Annotated in this window: 19 protein-coding genes and 1 pseudogene; 16 read left to right on the forward strand and 4 right to left on the reverse strand. The window is 65.6% G+C overall.

From position 1 onward, the window contains the following. Window positions 1-100 precede the first annotated feature (100 nt). From phnC to phnE (ACVMB1_RS03510), 4 genes are all read left to right on the forward strand, one after another. Window positions 101-916 (forward strand): phosphonate ABC transporter ATP-binding protein, encoded by an 816-nt coding sequence (gene phnC, locus ACVMB1_RS03495; protein ID WP_028334545.1) that lies wholly within the window; start codon window positions 101-103, stop codon window positions 914-916. Window positions 917-995: 79 nt separating this feature from the next. After that, a complete protein-coding gene (phnD, locus tag ACVMB1_RS03500; protein WP_057018814.1) occupies window positions 996-1,928 on the forward strand; it encodes a phosphonate ABC transporter substrate-binding protein in 933 nt (310 codons plus the stop codon). A gap of 83 nt (window positions 1,929-2,011) precedes the next feature. Then, on the forward strand, window positions 2,012-2,896 hold the full coding sequence (phnE, locus tag ACVMB1_RS03505; protein ID WP_057018813.1) for a phosphonate ABC transporter, permease protein PhnE: 885 nt from the start codon (window positions 2,012-2,014) through the stop codon (window positions 2,894-2,896). Beyond that, the gene (gene phnE, locus ACVMB1_RS03510; protein WP_200844545.1) at window positions 2,893-3,741 is read left to right on the forward strand and encodes a phosphonate ABC transporter, permease protein PhnE; all 849 of its coding nucleotides are present in this window, start codon (window positions 2,893-2,895) and stop codon (window positions 3,739-3,741) included. Before phnE (ACVMB1_RS03505) ends, phnE (ACVMB1_RS03510) begins: the two co-directional genes overlap by 4 nt. A 48-nt stretch (window positions 3,742-3,789) precedes the next feature. Here phnE (ACVMB1_RS03510) and ACVMB1_RS03515 read toward each other — a convergent pair whose 3' ends face one another. Beyond that, window positions 3,790-5,496: a Na/Pi cotransporter family protein gene (locus ACVMB1_RS03515; protein ID WP_141341823.1), complete on the reverse strand. Its 1,707-nt coding sequence runs from the start codon at window positions 5,494-5,496 to the stop codon at window positions 3,790-3,792. Window positions 5,497-5,842: 346 nt separating this feature from the next. Here ACVMB1_RS03515 and ACVMB1_RS03520 point away from each other — a divergent pair, with 346 nt between their 5' ends. Together ACVMB1_RS03520 and ACVMB1_RS03525 are read left to right on the forward strand one after the other, a co-directional pair. Then, on the forward strand, window positions 5,843-6,343 hold the full coding sequence (locus ACVMB1_RS03520) for a DUF1269 domain-containing protein (RefSeq protein ID WP_076829007.1): 501 nt from the start codon (window positions 5,843-5,845) through the stop codon (window positions 6,341-6,343). A gap of 592 nt (window positions 6,344-6,935) precedes the next feature. Further along, a pseudogene (locus ACVMB1_RS03525) lies at window positions 6,936-7,095 on the forward strand (patatin-like phospholipase family protein); the annotation flags it as partial. Window positions 7,096-7,191: 96 nt separating this feature from the next. Here ACVMB1_RS03525 and phnF read toward each other — a convergent pair. Next, on the reverse strand, window positions 7,192-7,917 hold the full coding sequence (phnF, locus tag ACVMB1_RS03530; RefSeq protein WP_057015442.1) for a phosphonate metabolism transcriptional regulator PhnF: 726 nt from the start codon (window positions 7,915-7,917) through the stop codon (window positions 7,192-7,194). Window positions 7,918-8,045: 128 nt separating this feature from the next. Between phnF and phnG the strand changes: the two genes are divergently transcribed. The 9 genes from phnG to ACVMB1_RS03575 are packed head-to-tail and all read left to right on the forward strand — an operon-like array spanning window position 8,046 to window position 14,997. After that, on the forward strand, window positions 8,046-8,507 hold the full coding sequence (gene phnG / locus ACVMB1_RS03535; RefSeq protein WP_141341820.1) for a phosphonate C-P lyase system protein PhnG: 462 nt from the start codon (window positions 8,046-8,048) through the stop codon (window positions 8,505-8,507). A gap of 4 nt (window positions 8,508-8,511) precedes the next feature. Further along, complete coding sequence (gene phnH / locus ACVMB1_RS03540) at window positions 8,512-9,120, forward strand: phosphonate C-P lyase system protein PhnH (RefSeq protein ID WP_200844544.1); 609 nt, start codon at window positions 8,512-8,514, stop codon at window positions 9,118-9,120. A 3-nt stretch (window positions 9,121-9,123) separates the two neighbouring features. Beyond that, window positions 9,124-10,227, forward strand: a complete 1,104-nt coding sequence (locus tag ACVMB1_RS03545) for a carbon-phosphorus lyase complex subunit PhnI (protein WP_057015440.1) — start codon at window positions 9,124-9,126, stop codon at window positions 10,225-10,227. After that, the gene (locus ACVMB1_RS03550; RefSeq protein ID WP_016846424.1) at window positions 10,224-11,108 is read left to right on the forward strand and encodes an alpha-D-ribose 1-methylphosphonate 5-phosphate C-P-lyase PhnJ; all 885 of its coding nucleotides are present in this window, start codon (window positions 10,224-10,226) and stop codon (window positions 11,106-11,108) included. Before ACVMB1_RS03545 ends, ACVMB1_RS03550 begins: the two co-directional genes overlap by 4 nt. Beyond that, on the forward strand, window positions 11,101-11,898 hold the full coding sequence (gene phnK / locus ACVMB1_RS03555; RefSeq protein ID WP_076829003.1) for a phosphonate C-P lyase system protein PhnK: 798 nt from the start codon (window positions 11,101-11,103) through the stop codon (window positions 11,896-11,898). Before ACVMB1_RS03550 ends, phnK begins: the two co-directional genes overlap by 8 nt. 8 nt (window positions 11,899-11,906) lie before the next feature. Beyond that, the gene (phnL, locus tag ACVMB1_RS03560) at window positions 11,907-12,605 is read left to right on the forward strand and encodes a phosphonate C-P lyase system protein PhnL (RefSeq protein ID WP_057015437.1); all 699 of its coding nucleotides are present in this window, start codon (window positions 11,907-11,909) and stop codon (window positions 12,603-12,605) included. Between the two features lie 13 nt (window positions 12,606-12,618). Next, the gene (locus tag ACVMB1_RS03565) at window positions 12,619-13,773 is read left to right on the forward strand and encodes an alpha-D-ribose 1-methylphosphonate 5-triphosphate diphosphatase (RefSeq protein WP_076829001.1); all 1,155 of its coding nucleotides are present in this window, start codon (window positions 12,619-12,621) and stop codon (window positions 13,771-13,773) included. After that, window positions 13,770-14,363, forward strand: a complete 594-nt coding sequence (gene phnN, locus ACVMB1_RS03570; protein ID WP_057015435.1) for a phosphonate metabolism protein/1,5-bisphosphokinase (PRPP-forming) PhnN — start codon at window positions 13,770-13,772, stop codon at window positions 14,361-14,363. Before ACVMB1_RS03565 ends, phnN begins: the two co-directional genes overlap by 4 nt. A 22-nt stretch (window positions 14,364-14,385) precedes the next feature. Continuing rightward, window positions 14,386-14,997, forward strand: coding sequence for a pyridoxamine 5'-phosphate oxidase family protein (locus tag ACVMB1_RS03575; RefSeq protein ID WP_141341812.1), 612 nt, complete (start codon window positions 14,386-14,388; stop codon window positions 14,995-14,997). Between the two features lie 135 nt (window positions 14,998-15,132). Here the strand turns inward: ACVMB1_RS03575 and ACVMB1_RS03580 are convergent, their stop codons facing one another. After that, entirely contained in the window at window positions 15,133-16,860 is a 1,728-nt protein-coding gene (locus tag ACVMB1_RS03580) for a SulP family inorganic anion transporter (RefSeq protein ID WP_141341809.1), read from the reverse strand. 69 nt (window positions 16,861-16,929) lie between these two features. Continuing rightward, entirely contained in the window at window positions 16,930-17,529 is a 600-nt protein-coding gene (locus ACVMB1_RS03585) for a TetR/AcrR family transcriptional regulator (RefSeq protein ID WP_456814081.1), read from the reverse strand. A 204-nt stretch (window positions 17,530-17,733) separates the two neighbouring features. On the opposite strand from ACVMB1_RS03585, the gene ACVMB1_RS03590 reads away from it, so the two are divergent. Then, window positions 17,734-18,978, forward strand: coding sequence for an efflux RND transporter periplasmic adaptor subunit (locus ACVMB1_RS03590; RefSeq protein WP_141341806.1), 1,245 nt, complete (start codon window positions 17,734-17,736; stop codon window positions 18,976-18,978). Window positions 18,979-18,995 lie beyond the last annotated feature (17 nt).

Consider the following 18,995-nt stretch of genomic DNA (forward strand, 5'->3'; position numbering starts at 1 on the left):
GGGAGGGGTGTGGACGATCGCCGCACCGCAGCGCTGTCGTCACATAACTGTAAAACGCCGGGGATAGCGATGGCCCAACGAGGCGCGGTTGGAGCATTACATGCTGGTGGTGGAAGGTTTGACGTGCCGTTTCGGCACGAAAGCCGCAGTCGACAACGCGTCCTTTTCGATCGCGCCGGGCAGCTTTGTCGGCGTGATCGGCCGCTCCGGCGCCGGCAAGTCGACGCTGCTGCGGATGATCAACCGTCTCGCCGATCCGACCTCCGGCCGTATCCTGTTCGAGGGCACCGACGTCACCGCGTTGCGCGGCAAGGAACTGCGGCGGTGGCGCGCGCGCTCGGCGATGATCTTCCAGCAGTTCAATCTGGTCGGCCGCCTTGATGTGCTGACCAACGTGCTGATGGGCCGGCTGGCCCAGATTCCGTCATGGCGCTCGCTGGCGCAGGTCTGGCCGGAGCAGGACAGGGCGCTCGCACTGTCGGCGCTCGAGCAATTCGACATCGCCCAGCTGGCGGCACAGCGCGCCGACCAGCTCTCCGGCGGCCAGCAGCAACGCGTCGCGATCGCCCGCGCGCTGGTGCAGGAGCCCGACATCATTCTCGCCGACGAGCCGATCGCCTCGCTCGATCCGCGCAACACCAAGATCGTGATGGACGCGCTGCTGCGCATCAACAAGCATTTCGGCATCACGGTGCTTTGCAATCTGCACTCGCTCGACCTGGCGCGGACCTATTGCGACCGCCTGGTCGGCATGGCCGCGGGTCGCGTGGTGTTCGATGGCGCCCCCGCGGCGCTCACCGACCATATCGCCCGCGAGCTCTATGACCTCGAGGCCAATGACGTCATCGGCGCAGCACCGCTGCCCGCGCCCGACGGTGCAACTGCGCCGGCACTCGGCACCGCAGCCGCGGCCTGAGCGTCGCGCATTTTTCAATCTGGGAGGCCGGGCATTTTGCCCGGCCAACAGGTGCAACTACAACAAAAGAGGGGTAGTCATGTTCACTCGTCGCATCATTCTGGCTGGCGCCGCCGCGCTGGCATTTGCCGGTTCGGCCTCCGCGCAGGACTGGAAGGCAAAGTATCCGGAGCTCACCTTCGCGGTGGTGCCGGCCGAGAACGCCTCCGGCGTCACCGAGCGCTGGACGCCGTTCGTGGCGTATCTGTCGAAGGAGCTCGGCGTGAAGGTCACACTGCGCATCGCCAACGACTACGCGGCCGTCATCGAAGGCCAGCGCGCCGGCAACATCCAGATCGCCAGCTACGGCTCGGCCTCGTTCTCTCGCGCGCGCCTGACCGGCGTCAAGACCGACGCGTTCGCCAACGATATGAACGCCGACGGTTCGACCGGCTATTACTCGGTGTTCTTCGTCAAGGCGTCGAGCCCGTACAAGACCGTCGAGGACCTGAAAGGCAAGAATCTCGGCCTGGTCGATCCGAACTCGACGTCCGGCAACAACGTGCCGCGCTTCGAACTCAACAAGATGGGCATCGCGAACGCCGAAGGCTTTTTCGGCAAGGTCGTGTTCACCGGCAGCCACGAGAACGCCGTCCTGGCGCTGTCGCAGGGAACCGTTGATGTGGCCGCCAACCAGTGGACCAACGAGGATGATTCCACGCTCGCCCAGATGCTGACCAAGGGCATGCTGAAGAATGCCGACGGCTCGGCGATGAAGAAGGATGATTTCCGCATCATCCACAAGTCGGCGCTGATCATCAACGGCCCCTATGCGTACAACACCGATCTTCCGGAGGACCTGAAGGCCGCGATCGCAAAGGCCTTCTTCGACGCCCCGACCAAGGACAAGGCCGCCTTCGACCGTCTGTCCGACGGTCAGAAGAAGGGCTTCCATCCCGCCACCACCAAGGATTGGGACGGCACCATCGAGCTGATCAAGTTCGTCGACGGTTTGCGAAAGAAGGCGAGCTGATCGCACGCCTGACGTCACGAGGGTCGGGCGTATAGCCCGGCCCTTTCTCTCCACTCAACTCCGAACCGGACTGGCACGCGTCGATGGCGACCGCCGTATCCATTCTTCCAGCGCAGCAACTGGCGACGCTGGGGGACGCCTACCGCAAGTCCGTCGCACGCAAGCGGTTGAAGGCCGCGCTGGCAACGGCGGCATTCTGTGCGGTGCTGGTGATCGCGGCGTTCGGCGCGGAAGTGAACCTGCGCACGCTGTTCACCTATTTCGGCAATTTCGTCAGCTATTTCGATCGCATCCTGACGCTGGATTCCGGCGCGCGGGTCTGGACCGATCCCGCCGAATGGTTCTGGGGTTGGCATAAGTGGCTGAAGATGCTCGGCGAGACGATCCTGATCAGCTATGTCGGCACGCTGACGGGTGCCGTGCTCGCCTTCGCGCTCAATTTCTTCGCGGCCCAGAATACGTCGCCGGGCCCGTGGGTACGTTTCACGATCCGCCGCCTGCTGGAATTCGCCCGCACCGTCCCCGGCATCGTGTTCGCGCTGATCTTCGTGATCGCGTTCGGCCTCGGGCCGATGGCCGGCGTGCTGGCGATCGCGATCCACACCACCGGGGCGCTCGGCAAGCTGTTCGCCGAGATCGTCGAGAATGCCGACATGAAGCCGGTCGAGGGCATCCGCTCCACCGGCGCGAGCTGGCTGTCCTGCATGCGCTTTGCCGTGCTGCCGCAGGTCTCGGCCGGCTATGCCAGCTATGCGCTGCTGCGCTTCGAGATCAACGTCCGCGAGGCGTCGGTGATGGGCTTCGTCGGCGCCGGCGGCATCGGCCAGGAGCTGGTGGTCGCGATCCGCAAGTTCTACTATTCCGACGTCAGCGCCATCCTCATCACCATCATCGTCACCGTCTTCATCATCGACATCTCGACCGGCTGGCTGCGCGGCCGGCTGTTCGGCAAGGAGACCCGTCGATGAGCCAGATGCCGAGGCCGGACACCGCGGAACTGCGCGCGAAGTACCCCGACGTCTTCGAACGTCCCGCATCGGCACGGTTGGCGATGCCGGCCATGATCGCGGCGGCGCTCGCGATCTTCGTGTTCGGACTGGTCGATCTCGATTTCTCGCCGTCCAGGCTGATCGCGGGCCTCGGCCAGCTCGGCTGGATCACGATGCTGATGCTCCCGCCGAATCCGGGCTCGTCGTTCCCGCTCTACATGCAGGCGCTCGGCGAGACGCTGTCGATCGCGGTGCTCGGCACCACGCTTGCCGCGCTGCTGGCGCTGCCGGTCAGCCTGCTGGCGGCGCGCAACATCATCCCCTCGAACCTGATCCGCTTTCCGGTGCGCCGCTTCCTCGATTCGATCCGCGGCGTCGATACGCTGATCTGGGCGCTGGTCTGGATCAACGTCGTCGGCCTCGGCCCGTTCGCGGGCGTGCTCGCGATCATGGTGTCGGACTTCGGTGCGTTCGGAAAGCTGTTCTCGGAGGCGATCGAGGCCGCGGATCGCAAGCAGGTCGAGGGCATCCGCGCCTCCGGCGGCAACGCGCTGCACGAGATCCGCTTCGGCCTGCTGCCGCAGGTGCTGCCCGTGATCGCCGGGCAGCTGCTCTACTTCATCGAGTCGAATACCCGTTCGGCCACCATCATCGGCATCGTCGGCGCCGGCGGCATTGGGTTGCAGCTCGCCGAGCAGATCCGTGTGCTGGAATGGCAGAAGGTATCGTTCCTGATCCTGATGATCCTAATCGCGGTCGCGGCGATCGACTTCATCTCCAGCAAGCTGCGCTTTGCCATCATCGGCCAGCGTGCCGTGGTGTAGAACCTTGCCTCGCCCTGCTCTTGCGGGGCGCCTCGAGTTTGTACCGCACTATGCGCTGCGACCGTGAAGATGCGCGAGGGAGCGCCAGGCGTGATGCGTGAGCGTTTCAAGGCGCCGTACGGTATCGACGCGAGCGATTGCGTCGTCCGCGATCGTCGTTCCATCCGCCACTGAGTCGAGCGTGGCCTTGCGGTGGTCTCTCCGCACTTCGCCGAGTGCTTTCGCGCAGTGTTCCAGATGCGCAAGGGCCTGCTCGGTCGATGTCCCGGCTGTGGCGAGTGCCTTCCCTGGGAGGTGCGACCGCGTCGGCGCTGTTCTCGGCTTGATCTTTCTGGCGGAATCGGAAGCGTCGGGCACGACAGCGACTTCAGCGGCGAGCGATGCCGCGCTACGCATGGCCTCCACGCAGATTTCCACCGCGCGCATGTCCTGGGAGCCGCTGGGGAGCCGACCGAGTTCGATTTCCTCGCCGAAGGTTTCGGCCAGGCGAGACGCGTGGTCAAGTGCATGTACCGTGCTGGTGAGCCGCCGCTGCTCATTCTGCGATTCAGGAGGTCCACTTACTTCTGACATGAACTCCTGCGCCTGGCGCAGGGCAGAGGCAGCTTCCCCCGCTGGCACTGTGTTCTGTCTCGCCGGGACGGAGGCGTCCTGACTCGCTGTTGACAGTGCTGTCGCCAATGATCCGCACATCGCTTCAAGCGCGCGCGCGACCGTGCGTCGCACTGCCTCGACGGTTGCGATCGGGGTCGCGAGCGCTGCCGGATCGAGGCACCTGGTCAGCGGTGAGCCTCGTTCGGGCAGGATGCGCTCGACGAACCGGGTAAAGCCATTGATCACAGGCAGCAGCACCAGGACGCCGATGACGTTGTAGGCGGTGTGATAGGCTGCAAGCAGCGTTACACCACCAATGCTGTCTGAGGCGCGGACCAGAAGGGGAATGGTCACGGGGAAGAGCACCAGCGCAATAGCCGCCGCAATCAGCTTGAACAGGATGTACGCCAAGGCCAATCGCTTGGCGGTGCTGCTCGCGCCGATTGCCGCCATGGCGGAACTGGTCGCCGTTCCGATGTTCTGCCCAATGATCAGTGCGCATGCCTGGTCTAGGCCGATGGCTCCAGCATAGTGTGCCGAGAGCGTCACCGCGATAGCCGCGGTCGACGATTGCATCACGGCGGTCATCACCAGTCCGACGACGGCCAGCGCCAGCACCCCGTACAAGCCGGCCCACCAGGTGGCGCCGAGAACGGCCGGCAAGTCCGCCGGGTGCAACCGTTCGGCTAGTCCTCCCATGCCCTGCTGCAGGGTCGTCAGCGCGAACAGCACCAGCGCGAACCCCGCAAGGGCTGCTCCCGCTGCGGATACACGGCCACCGCCCAACAGCTTGATCAATGCGCCGACGAAAATCATCGGGAGCGCCGCGGCCGTGAGGGAGACGCGAACGCCGATCAGCGCAACGAGCCAGCCGGTTCCCGTGGTTCCGACGTTCGCACCGAACACCAGGGCCAGCCCTTGTGGAAAGGTCAGCACGCCCGCGCTTACCAGACCGATGGTGGTCATCGTCGTGGCGCTGGACGATTGCACGATCAAGGTCACGATGGCGCCCCACAGCGCCCCGGATAGCGGGGTCGCTGCTGCCTTGCTCAGGACTGTCCGCAATTTGGATCCGGCGAGTCCCTTGAGGCCGGCGGTCATGACGCTCATGCCAAGCAGGAACAAACCAACTCCACCGAGGACCGAGATCGCCGTCGACATGCGTGCTCTCTTCGCAGTGCACCGACAATTGAACCAATCAACCTAAAGCAGCGGCGCCCTGAAGTCAGCACGGGATGAGGATTTGTCATCCGGCCGATCCCGCGACGGCTTTTTGGTCGCACGGGTCGAACTCAGAAGGGCGCGGCACACAGGCTTGCGGCGAGTCCTTGTTCGAGACACATGCGACAATGTCGCTTACTCAATTGCACCGAGCGCTAAAAACATCTCGGGATTGTGAAGCTGCCTGCATGATTGCGCGGCAAGAGACTTTCGGGTCTATGCTAAGTTTCGGCCGTGCATCACGCGCGGAATAGGGGCAGCACTTCGAGCCATCAGGGAGTGTTCAATGTCAGATCTCGTTGCGATCGTGTACCCATCCGAAGTCAAAGCAGAGGAAGTTCGGCAAAAAATACTCAAGCTTCAGAGCGAGTACCTGATCACGATCAGCGATGCCGTGATCGCAGTCAAAACCGGGGACGCTGTAAAGCTCAATCAGCTCGTGAACACCACCATGACCGGCGCCGCCAGTGGCAGCTTCTGGGGACTGCTCTTGGGGATGGTATTCCTGAATCCCCTTCTCGGCGTGGCGCTCGGAGCCGGCGCAGGCGCTTTGAGCGGTGCGCTGACCGATTTCGGGATCAGAGACCAGTTCATGAAGGATCTCGCGTCGAAGGTGAAATCGGGAGATGCCGTTCTGTTCCTGCTGATCAAGTCCATGACCTCAGACAAGGTTCTCAATGCGATCAAGGATGCGGGAGGGATCGTCCTGACGACCTCGCTCGATGAAAAGAAGGAGCAGCACCTTCGCGACGCGCTCGCAGCCGCAACTCAGGCCAAGGCTGCCTAGTCGCCGATCTTGTGGCGGCCTAATACGCTGCGGACTTGCGTGGGGATCAGTGCGCAACAGCATCGGTCCTTGGGCGGATCGCCAGCGATGAGGTTGGCTGCGGCGTTCGGCTCCGCGGTCGCTTCCCTTCCGCGCAGCCAGGAGCCGGGAGAAAATCATGCGCAAATTGTTTCTATGGGGCCTAGCACTTGGGATTGCTTCGGTGGCGATTACGGCGACCAGCGGTCGTTCGCAGGCCGGCCTTATTGCGCCGCTGGGTCTGCGCCAGGCCGCCGACGAGCTTCGTCTCGCGGAAACTGTCCAATTCACCTGGAGGGGCCACCGCTACTGTTGGTACAGCAGGGGATGGCGCGGCGGCGGTTGGTATCGGTGTGGTTTTGGTTCAAGGCGCGGCATGGGTTGGGGTGGTCCGGCGGGATGGCACGGATGGCGCCGGCCAGGCCACCGCCCGGTCACTCGGCCTCCGAGACCTGGGCGGCCAGGAATCCAGCGTCCGCAACCACTCCCGCAACCGCTTCCCGGCAGGAGCTGATGGCCGCTTTGTCTATCGTTCGCCGGCCGCGACGTGGCCGCACGCCAGTCGGAGCCCGCCATGTCCTTGAAGGAGCCGCAAACACGCGCGGGCCAAGTGCGCGATACCGTGCTGGTCGATCTCGCGCTGGAGGGCAGTGGATCGTACCGCGCTTTTACCTGGGGTGCTCGATCGGCTCATGGATGAGCCGTGGTTGCGCAGCGAGGCAATATCGGGCACCTGACGACGACCAACGTTCATACTGGCCTGGGCGTGTGTAACAAGACATCGGGCCTTGCAGGGCTCGACCGTTTAGTTCGGATTACAAAGGGGATTGTCAGCCGTTCTCGACCAGAAACTCCACGCGCTCGGCGGCGAAGCGCGAGCGCTTGGTCACCAGCGGCTGGTCCAGCATGTCGACGTCGGTGGCGTCGACCACCAGCACCGGCCGTCCCAGCGGCAGGTCGAGTCGCGCGGCGTCGGTCGCATCGACGATCGCCGCGGTGATCCGGGTCGAGGCGCGGTGGTAGTCCTTGACGCCGTAATGCCCGAGCAGCTTCGTCATCGAGCGGACGTTGGCGAACACGCTGCCGGCATCGGGAAACCGCTCGGTCGACAGCCAGGTGGTGGAGACGCAGATCGGCGTCCGGTCGGCGAGCCGCACCGCTTCGATCCGGATCAGCGGCGCACCGATCTTCAGGCCGAGCTCGCGCGCGATCTCGCGGTTGGCGACATCGCTGCTCGCATCGATCAGCTGGCCGCGCGGCTCGTGGCCGCCGGCGCCGACGATCTCGGAAAATCGCGTGCGTGAGCGCAAGGGATAGGCGAGGCGCTGGGCTTCGACATAGGTGCCGCTACCGCGTTCCGCGCGCACCAGGCCGCGCTCGGCCAATGCGGCGAGCGCCCGCCGCACGGTGTGCCGGTTGACCCGGTACGTCTCGGCGATCTCCATCTCGCCGGGCAGCTTTTCGCCGGCGGCGAAGCGACCGTCAGCGATGCCGCGCTCGATGCCGTCGGCGACCTGCCGCCACAAGGCGACGCCGGAACTTTCCTGCATGCTCATGGCGCGGTGATACCAGAAATCTTTGGTTTGTCACGAAACAGTCATGGCGCTCCGCTATCAAGTTGTCTAGTATCATAGACAACTTGATGCAGGCAAGGTTGCCCAAAGGTTTGCCCATGAGTTCGACCATGAGTTCGACCGGACCAAACAGCAAACAGGCCCAGCGCAAGGCCGCGATGACGGTGCTGGCGCACGCCGCCGCTACGGACATCGCAGGCAGGCTGGCCGCGATCGCGGTGCCCGCGCATGAGAACCTGCGCGAGCCGGAAAACGGCCTTGTGATGCTGCGCGGGCGGATCGGCGGCGACGGTGCGCCATTCAATCTCGGCGAGGCGACGGTGTCGCGCGCGGCGGTGCGGCTTGCGACCGGCGAGGTCGGCTTCGGCTACACGCTCGGCCGCGACGCGCGGAAGGCGCAGATGATCGCGCTGTGCGACGCCATGGTGCAGTCGGCGGAGTTGTCCGGCGAGGTGGAGGCCAAGGTGATCGCGCCGCTGCGCGTCGCCATGAACGCCGAACGCGGCCGCAAAGCAGCGGAAACCGCGGCGACGCGGGTCGATTTCTACACGATGGTGCGCGGTGAGGGATGATGCAATGACGACGATTGCCGAAATGCCCGCGGGCTTTGCCGACAAGGTGCTGTCGGCGCAGTCGACTTTCCGTTCCGTGATGGATGCGATGGCGCGCCCGGGCAGCGTGCAGCGCGTCGCCGCTGATGTCGGAACACCGGCCGGCATGATGCGCGGCTCGGCCGCGATCGCGCTGACGCTGTTCGATCACGACACGCCGATCTGGCTCGACGCCGCGATGTCGGCGACGCCTGACGTCGCCCGCTGGCTGAAGTTCCATGCCAGCGCGCCGGTGATCACCGATTCCTCGATCGCGAGCTTCGCTTTGATCGGCGATGCCGCGAGCCTGCCGGCGCTCGATTGCTTCGCATTCGGCAGCAGCGAATATCCTGACCGGTCGACTACACTGATCCTGCAGGTCGACAGCCTGTCGCAGGGCCCGGCCTTCGAGCTGAAAGGACCCGGCATCGACGGCAGCGCCGTGCTGCAGGCGATGCTCAAGCCGCGCGACCTGTTCCAGCGGCTTGCGATCAACGAAGCCCTGTTCCCGCGCGGCATCGATGTCGTGCTGGTCCATGACGATGCCATTGTGGCGATCCCGCGCGCCACGCGGCTGATCGCAAGCGGAGTGTGAGCGATGTATGTAGCCGTCAAGGGAGGCGAGCGCGCCATCGAGAACGCCCATCGTCTGCTCGCGCATGAGCGGCGCGGCGACCGCGAGGTGCCCGAGGTGACGCTGGCACAGATTTCCGAGCAACTCGCGCTCGGCGTCGATCGCGTGATGACCGAAGGTTCGCTCTACGACCGCGAGCTCGCGGCGCTCGCGATCAAGCAGGCGCGCGGCGACATGATCGAGGCGATCTTCCTGGTCCGCGCCTTCCGTGCCACGCTGCCGCGCTTTGGCGCCACCGAGCCGGTCAACACCGGCGAGATGCAGGTGCGGCGGCGGATCTCCTCGACCTTCAAGGACGTTCCGGGCGGCCAGATCCTGGGGCCGACCTTCGACTACACCCATCGCCTGCTCGATCCGCAGCTCGCGGAAGGCTTTGTGCCGGAGCAGCCGGCGACCGCGGAGGCCTCGCAGGCCGCCACGCCGCGGGTGACCGACATTCTCGGCCGTGACGGTCTGATCGAATCCTCGCCGCAGGCAGATTGCGACACGCCGGTCGGCGACCTCACGCGCGAGCCGTTGAGCTTTCCGGCCGACCGCGATTTGCGGCTGCAGAATCTGGCGCGCGGCGATGAGGGCTTCCTGCTCGCGCTCGGCTACTCGACGCAGCGCGGCTACGGCCGCAATCACCCCTTCGCCGGCGAGATCCGCTTCGGCGAGGTCGAGGTCGAGTTCTTCGCCGAGGACGCGGGCTTTGCCGTGCCGCTCGGCTCGATCGAATTGACCGAGTGCCAGATGGTCAACCAGTTCAAGGGCTCGACGACCGAGGCGCCGTGCTTCACCCGCGGCTATGGCCTCGCCTTCGGGCAGAGCGAGCGCAAGACCATGTCGATGGCGCTGGTCGATCGCGCGCTGCGTGCGCGCGAGCTCGGCGAGGAGGCGGCGGCGCCAGCGCAGGACGAGGAGTTCGTGATGTCGCACTCCGACAATGTCCAGTCGACCGGCTTTGTCGAGCATCTCAAGCTGCCGCACTATGTCGACTTCCAGTCCGAGCTCGGCCTGTTGCGCAAGCTGCGGCAGGAGTTCGCGGAAGCCAACGAGGCCGTGGAAATGCAGGAGGCCGCGGAATGAACGCGCCGACGTACAATTTCGCCTATCTCGACGAGCAGACCAAGCGGATGATCCGCCGCGCGATCCTCAAGGCGATCGCGATCCCCGGCTATCAGGTGCCGTTTGCGAGCCGCGAGATGCCGATGCCCTATGGCTGGGGCACCGGCGGCGTGCAGGTGACCGCCGCGATCCTCGGTCCCGACGACGTGCTGAAGGTGATCGACCAGGGCTCGGACGACACCACCAACGCGATCTCGATCCGCAAATTCTTCGGCAAGACCGCGGGTGTCGCGACCACGACCTCGACCACGGACGCGACCGTGATCCAGACCCGGCACCGCATTCCCGAGGCGTCGCTGCATGCCGGACAGGTGCTGGTCTATCAGGTGCCGATCCCCGAGCCGCTGCGCTTCCTCGAGCCGCGCGAGACCGAGACGCGGCGCATGCACGCGCTCGCCGAATACGGGCTGATGCACGTCAAGCTCTACGAGGACATCGCGCGCTTCGGCCATATCGCGACCGCCTACGCCTATCCGGTGAAGGTGAACGCACGCTACGTGATGGACCCGTCGCCGACGCCGAAATTCGACAATCCGAAGATGGACAATTGCGCGGCGCTGCAACTGTTCGGCGCCGGCCGCGAGAAGCGCATCTACGCGATCCCGCCCTACACCACCGTGGTGTCGCTGGACTTCGAGGATCACCCGTTCACGCGCTACCGCTTCAACGCGCCCTGCGCGCTGTGCGGCGCCGACAATTCCTATCTCGACGAGATCGTCACCGACGACAAGGGCGGGCGGATGTTCGTCTGCTCCGACACGGACTTCTGCGAGCAGCGCCAAGCCGCCGGCCATCACGGCACCGAGAGCGCGGCGCCGCACAAGGAGAAGGCGCATGTCTGAGCTCGCGAGCCTCGACAACGACGAGCCGTTGCTGGTGGCCGAAGGGCTTGCCAAGAATTACGGCCGGCTTGCCGCCTGCCGCGACGTCTCGTTCGCGCTCTATCCCGGCGAGGTGCTGGCGATCGTCGGCGAGTCCGGCTCGGGCAAGTCGACGCTGCTGCAGCTGCTCTCGGCGCAGCTCGCGCCGAGCGCGGGCCGGGTGTGCTACCGGATGCGCGACGGCGTGCTGCGCGATCTCGCTGAACTCGGCGAGGCCGAGCGGCGCTTCCTGTTCCGCACCGACTGGGGCTTCGTGCACCAGGACCCGGCGCAGGGGCTGCGCATGGGCGTCTCGGCCGGCGCCAATGTCGGCGAGCGGCTGATGGCGGTCGGCTGGAATCATTACGGCCGCATCCGTGACACCGCGTCGACCTGGCTGGAGCGGGTCGAGATCGATACCGGCCGCATCGACGATGCGCCAAAGACCTATTCCGGCGGCATGCGGCAGCGGCTGCAGATCGCCCGCAACCTCGTCACCGAGCCGCGGCTGGTGTTCATGGACGAGCCGACCGGCGGCCTCGACGTCTCGGTGCAGGCCCGCCTGCTCGACCTGATGCGCAACCTCGTCAGCGAGCTCGGGCTCGCCGCGATCGTCGTGACCCACGATCTCGCCGTGGCGCGGTTGCTTTCGCATCGCGTGATGGTGATGAAGGGCGGCCGCGTCATCGAGACCGGCCTCACCGACCAGGTGCTCGACGATCCGCGTGAGCCCTATACGCAGCTGCTCGTTTCCTCGATTCTTCCGCCATGAGCGTGCCAATGACCGCGATGATCGAACTTGCCAACGCCGAGAAGACCTTCACCATGCATCTGCAGGGCGGCGTCGAACTGCCGGTGGTGCGCGGCGTCTCGTTCCACGCCGATCCGGGTGAGTGCGTGGTGCTGTCGGGCCCGTCGGGCGCCGGAAAATCCTCCATCCTGAAGATGATCTTCGGCAACTATCGCTGCGACAGCGGCCGGATCGGCATCCGCCATCACGGCATGGTTGTCGACCTTGCCACCGCCGAGCCGCGCCAGGTGCTGAGCATCCGCCGCTCGACCATCGGCTATGTCAGCCAGTTCCTGCGCGCCGTGCCGCGGGTGGCGACGATCGACGTCGTCGCCGAGCCTTTGATCGTCAACGGCGTGGCGCGCGAGGAGGCCCGCGCGCGCGCCGGCCAGCTGCTGCGCCGGCTCAACATTCCGGAGCGGCTGTGGACCTTGCCGCCCTCGACCTTCTCCGGCGGCGAGCAGCAGCGCGTCAACATCGCGCGCGGCTTCATCTCGGACCTGCCGATCCTGCTGCTGGACGAGCCGACCGCTTCGCTCGATGCGGCGAATCGCGCCGTGGTGGTCGAGCTGATCGCGGAGAAGAAAACCAAGGGCGTCGCGATGGTCGCCATTGTCCATGACGACGAAATCCGTCATCTGATTGCCGACCGCATCGTCGATGTGACCTCGTTCGCGGCTGCTGCCTGAAGGACCGTTTGAAATGACCGCCAAGCAAGACACCATCATCGGCAACGCCCGGCTGGTCCTCGCCGATCGCGTGATCGAGCAGGGCTGGGTCGCGATTGCTGATGGCAAGATCGCCGAGTTCGACGAGGGCAGGGCGCCCGAGGCCGCCGAGGATGCCGGCGGCGATCTCCTGATGCCCGGGCTGATCGAGCTGCACACCGACCATCTCGAGATGCACTATGTGCCGCGGCCGAAGGTGTTCTGGAATCCGGTCGCGGCCGTGATATCCTATGACGGGCAGCTCGCGACCTCAGGCATCACCACGGTGCTGGATTCGCTGCGGGTCTGGCGCGAGGACGGCGCCGAGGATGTCGACGGCCGCGCCGGCGTGCTGGCGGCGGCGATCGCGGCGGCGCGCGAGGAGAATCTGCTGCGCGCCGATCACTTCCTACATCTGCGCTGCGAGGTCCCGATGCCGGACGTGGTCGCCGAGGCCAAGGAGCTGATCGACCGGCCGGACGTGCGGCTGATGTCGCTGATGGACCACACGCCGGGCCAGCGCCAGTTCCGCGACGAGGTCAAGCTGCGCGACTACTATCGCGGCAAGGGCGGCGGCATGACCGACGCCCAGCTCGACGTGCTGTTCGCACGGCGCTTCGCCTATCAGAAGGAATATGCGGTGGCGAACACCCGCGCGATCGTCGCGCTGGCGCATGAATACCGGATCCCGCTGGCGAGCCATGACGACACCACGGATGAGAACGTGGTCGACGCCGTCAACGACAAGGTCGCGGTGGCAGAGTTCCCGACCACGATGGAAGCCGCGCGAGGCTTGCACGCCGCCGGCATCGACATCCTGATGGGCGCGCCGAATGTGGTGCGCGGCGGCTCGCACTCCGGCAACATCGCGGCCGTCGATCTCGCCAATGAGGGCATGCTCGATATCCTGTCGTCGGACTACATCCCGTCCAGCCTTTTGATGGCGGCGCTGCAGCTGCCGCGGCATGTGCCGGCGATCGATCTCGCTTCCGCCGTGCGCACCGTGACCAAGACGCCGGCCGAAGCGGTCGGGCTCACCGACCGCGGCGAGATCGCGGTCGGCCGGCGCGCCGACCTGATCCGCGTGCACGTTGCGCGCGATCTGCCTGTCGTGCGCAGCGTCTGGCGCGAGGGAGGGAGGGTCGCATGACCGATGCATCCGTCGTCGCCGATCGGCGCGCCGGAATCGGTCCCGGCCGGCTGATCCTGGTGGTCGGCCCGAGCGGCGCCGGCAAGGATACGCTGCTGGGGTTCGCCAAGGCGGCCTGTGGCGATGATCGCGATGTCGTGTTTCCGCGCCGGCTGATCACCCGCCAGGCCTCGGCGTCGGAGGACAATGAGGAGGTCAGCGCGGAGAGCTTCCAGCGCGCGGTAGCCGCCGGCGACTACGCCATGCACTGGGAAGCGCACGGCCATCGCTACGCGCTGTCGCGGTCGATCAACGACGATATCGGCGCCGGGCGCACCGTGATCGCGAACGTCTCGCGCACCGTGATCGCCGCGGCGCGCCGCAACTATGCCAATGCTGTCGTGGTGCTGGTCACGGCGCCGCCGGATGTGCTGGCCGCGCGGCTCGCGATGCGGGCGCGCAGCAGCGACGGCCTTCTCGAGCGGCGGCTGGCCCGCACCGTCGACGAGGGCACGTCGACGCCCGATTTCACCATCGTCAATTCCGGCACCGCCGACTATCATGCGCGACAGCTTGTCCGCATCATCAAGGGCGAACGCTGGGACGACTAGCAACCATAGGAGAACGGCACGAATGTCGGTGATCGAAACGGTCGAGCAGCTTGAGGCGATCTACGGCTTCCCGAACGACGCGTCGACCGTGAAGGTCGCCGATCACGTGACGCCGCTCTATCGTGTGCTCATCGAGAAGTCGCCGTTCGTGTCGCTTGCGACCGCAGGCCCCGAAGGGCTCGATTGCTCGCCGCGCGGCGACCTGCCGGGCTTCGTGCGCATCCATGATGCGAAGACGCTGATGATGCCGGATCGGCGCGGCAACAATCGCTGCGATTCGCTGCGCAACATCGTTCGCGATCCCCGCGTCGGCTTGCTGTTCCTGATTCCGGGCTCAGGCAGCACGCTGCGCGTCAACGGCCGCGCTTATGTCACGGCCGAGCCGGAGCTGCTCGCCTCCTTCATGATGGAAGGCAAGGCACCGCGCACGGTGATCGTGATGCATGTGGAGGAGATCTATTTCCAGTGTGCGCGCGCGATCGTGCGCTCCGATCTCTTGAATCCGGACAAGCGGGTCGATCCGAAGGTCTTGCCGACGCCGGGCCAGATCCTCGCCGAGATGAGCGAGCACACGGTCGGCGGCGAAAAATACGATCGGGAATGGCCGGAGCGCGCGCGACAGACGATGTGGTGATGCGCCCGGACGGCTGGGAAGCATGATCCGGAAAAGTGCGAAGCGGTTTTCCCTGCGACAAACGCGAAGCGTTTGCGCGGAGATCATGCTCAAACAAAAGCGCTATAGCGCGCTGACGATTGAACCTATCGCGCTTTAGGCCTCGGCGACGCGGTCTTCCCAGTCCTCCCAGGTCACGTCAGCATTGATCTCGAGGTAGCGCGCAACGGCGACGCCGATGGTCGGGAAGAAGTTGTTTTCGCCAAGTTGCGCCAGCAGGCCAAATTTCTTCAGCTTGTCCTTGACGGGATCCTTGAGCTCGGCAAAGCACAGCTCGATCTTCTGTGCATGCAATGCCTCGTCGAGCTCGGCGAGAATGTCGCCGGCGGTCACGTCCACGCTGGTGACCGGCTCGGCCGTGACCACCAGCCAGCGCACCGGCGTCGGGGATTTCGCCACGGCATCCAGCGCGCGTTCCTTGAAGAACTCGGCATTGGCAAAGAACAGCGGCGCATCCCACCGGAACAGCACCAAGCCGGGGATCTGGCGCGCGTCCGGGTATCGCGTGATGTCGTGATAGCCCTTCACGCCGGAGGCGCGGCCCAGCACGGCGGAATGCGGCCGCCAGCCGTCCCACAGGAATTCGACGATCGCGAGCACGATGGCGAGGCCTATTCCGGGGATCACGCCCAGCACGGCCACGCCGACAAAGCAGACCATCGATAGCCAAAACTCCCACTGCTGAATGCGGTAGATTCGCCTGAGGTCGCCGATCTCAAACAGGCCGAGCGCAGCGGCGATGACGACGGCCGCCAATGCTGCGTTGGGCAAGTGCTGCAGCAAATTCGGCGCTATCAGCAGCAGGAAGGCGATGGCCAGCGCGCCGATGACGCTGGTCAATTGCGTGCGCGCTCCGGCAGCTTCCGCAACGGGCGTTCGCGATCCGCTGCTGCTGATCGGAAAACCCTGAAAGAAGCCGGCCGCCAGATTGGCCGCGCCGAGCCCCACCATCTCCTGGTTGGGATCAACGCGATCGCCCAATCGTCCTGCATAGGCGCGCGACAGGACGCTGGTATCGGCGAACGACACCAGCGCGACGGCGCAGCCGCCGATCAGCACCTGCACGATGTCGCCATAGCCGATCCGGGGAATGGCAAATCCCGGCAAGCCCTGGGGAAGCGAACCCAGGACCGTCACGCCGAAGCGGGCCCCGAGATCGAGAACCCCGGTGACGACCGTCGCGGCGACGACGGCAATGAGAATGCCGGGCAACCGCTTGTTCCGGGCTAGCAGCAGGATCACCGCCAGCGTCGCAAGGCCGATCCCGAGGGTCGCCCAATTCGTCTTTCCGTCGACGATTGCTCCGATGACCGCCCAGAGGCTGCGCAGAGGTCCATCACCTTCAATGGAAAAGCCGAACAGCTTTGGCAGCTGGCTGATCAGCACGGTCAGGGCAATGCCGTTCATGTAGCCGTAGCGGATCGGCTTGGAGAGAAGCTCGGTCAGGAATCCCAGCCGCGCGATACCCGCGACGATGCATATCGTCCCGGAGACCACCGCCATCATGGCGGCCAGGGTTGCCGCACGCATCGGATCGCCGCCAGACAGCGGAGCGACGACGCCGAGGATGATGGCCGCAAGCGCCGAGTCCGGCCCAAGGACAAGGATGCGGCTCGGCCCGAACAGCGCGTAGACGAGCAGCGGGATGATCGTCGCATAGAGCCCGTAGATGCCGGGCAGGCCGGACGCCTCCGCATAGGCGATGCCGACCGGGACCAGCATGGTCGCGAGCACCAGCCCGGCGACGATGTCGTGTGGGAGCCACGCCGCTTGATATCGACGCAGCGTGGTGAGACCCGGCAGCCAGCCGGTCCAATGCTTCATCGCCGGTCACTCCCAACGTCGTTGGGGCCGCAGGCGCTTGACGTGAACCGCTCTACCCCTTCAACCGCTTTAACCCTTCGCCTGCTCATCGAACGCCTTCAGCGACACCGCTGCAATCTTGCGCAGCGCGTTGCGGTCGGCGCCCGAGGAAGCCATCACGCACATGCCTGATGTCACCGCGGAGAGATAGCGGGCAAGGGTGGCCGGATCGGCGCTTTCGCCCAGGTCGCGTTCGGCCTTCGCGCGGACAAAACGCTCGTGCAATTGGTCCTCCGTTCGGGTGCGGCGCGCTGCCAGTTCAAATGGAACATTCTCCGAGCCGGTGCCGCAGGCAAGGCCGCCCTGCACCAGCAGGCAGCCGGGCGGGTTGGCGGGATCGGTCTGGGCGTCCGCGTGCTCCATCAGAAATCGTTCGGCCACCTCTCGGGCGGTGGCGGCGCCCAAAACCTTTTCCATCCAGGCGTCGCGCTTCTCGGTGTAGCGGTCGAGCGCGGCCTTCAGCAGACCCTCCTTGCTGCCAAAGGCGGCGTAGAGGCTCGGCGGATTGATGCTCATCGCCTCGGTGAGCTGCGCGATCGTCGCGCCCTCGTAACCATGGCGCCAGAACACATCCATGGCCTGGTCCAAAGCGGCGTCCGCGTCGAAAGCGCGGGGGCGTCCCATTCCCATTTTTCGTTGCTCCGTAAGCCGGGTGCCGTTTCTATGACGGATGGTCCCTGGCTTATCCTCTTGTTGCACGTGATGTTTTTCCGCGACTTCCCATTTCCCCATGAATGAGATAAGAAATTCATAGTGCTTGATACATAAGTATCTTGCGAACCGGCGTCCAGCTCCACATCTGTAGCGAACACTACAGATATCTGGAGCGCGTGAATGCCCTCGTCAATCCAAAATCCCCGTTCCGGCCGCTTCCGACGTGTCGTCGGCGGTATCGTGATCCTTGGCGCCCTCGCGGTGGCCGGTTCGATCGCGACCGGCCACTATTTCCATGCCGCACAGGCGACCGCGACTGCCGCGGCCCCCGAGCCGGCGGTCCCGGTCACCGTTGCCGTAATCCAGCCGCGGCCGACCACGCTGTTCGATGACTTCTCGGGCCGGCTCGAAGCCGTCGACCGGGTTCAGCTCCGGCCGCGGGTGGCGGGCGCGATCCTTTCGACCAACTTCACCGAGGGCGCGCTGGTGAAGTCCGGCGACATCCTGTTCAAGATCGACCCCGCGCCCTACGCCGCCGAGGTCGATCGCGCCCAGGCGCAGCTCGAGGCCGCCAAGGCCCGCGTCGTGTTCACCACGAGCGAAGTCGAGCGCGGCGCGCAGCTGGTTGGCAACAACATCGTGACCAAGCGCGATTTCGACCAGCGCGACAACGCCAACCGCGAGGCAGTCGCTAACGTCAAGGCCGCCGAGGCCGCGCTGCAGACGGCCAAACTCAATCTCGACTACACCGAGGTGCGGGCGCCGGTCGACGGCCGGGTCGGCAGGATCGAGGTCACCGTCGGCAATCTCGTCGCCGCCGGCACCTCGTCACCGGTCCTGACCTCGCTGGTCTCGGTCAATCCGATCTATGCGAGCTTCGATGCCGATGAGGAAGTGGTGCTGCGCGCGCTGAACTCGATCGCGGATGCCTCCGGCAAGCGCGGCAATCTCGACCAGATTCCGGTCGACATGGTGACGTCGGGCGGCCTCAGCGCCAAGGGGCACATCCAGCTCATCGACAACCAGGTCAACGGGCAGAGCGGCACCATCCGAGTCCGCGCCGTGTTCAAGAACGATGACGGCCGATTGATCCCGGGGCAATTCGCCCGTGTGCGCATGGGCCAGCCCAAGCAGCAGACGCTAGTGCTGATCGACGAGCGCGCCGTCGGCACCGACCAGGACAAGAAGTTCGTGATGCTTGTCGGCGACGACAGCCGCGCCGTCTATCGTTCCATCACGCTTGGCGGCTCGGTCGATGGCCTGCGGATCGTCACCGCCGGCCTGAAATCCGGCGACCGCATCGTCGTCAACGGCCTGCAGCGCGTGCGTCCCGGCGCACTCCTGAAGATGGAAGTCGCCGAAATGGGCGCGCGCGGCATGCAGCAGGCATCCACTGAAACCAACCAGCACGTCGTGCAGCGCTAGGCGCTGCACGCGGGGGC

This window comes from Bradyrhizobium sp. USDA 4504 (genome assembly GCF_054063995.1).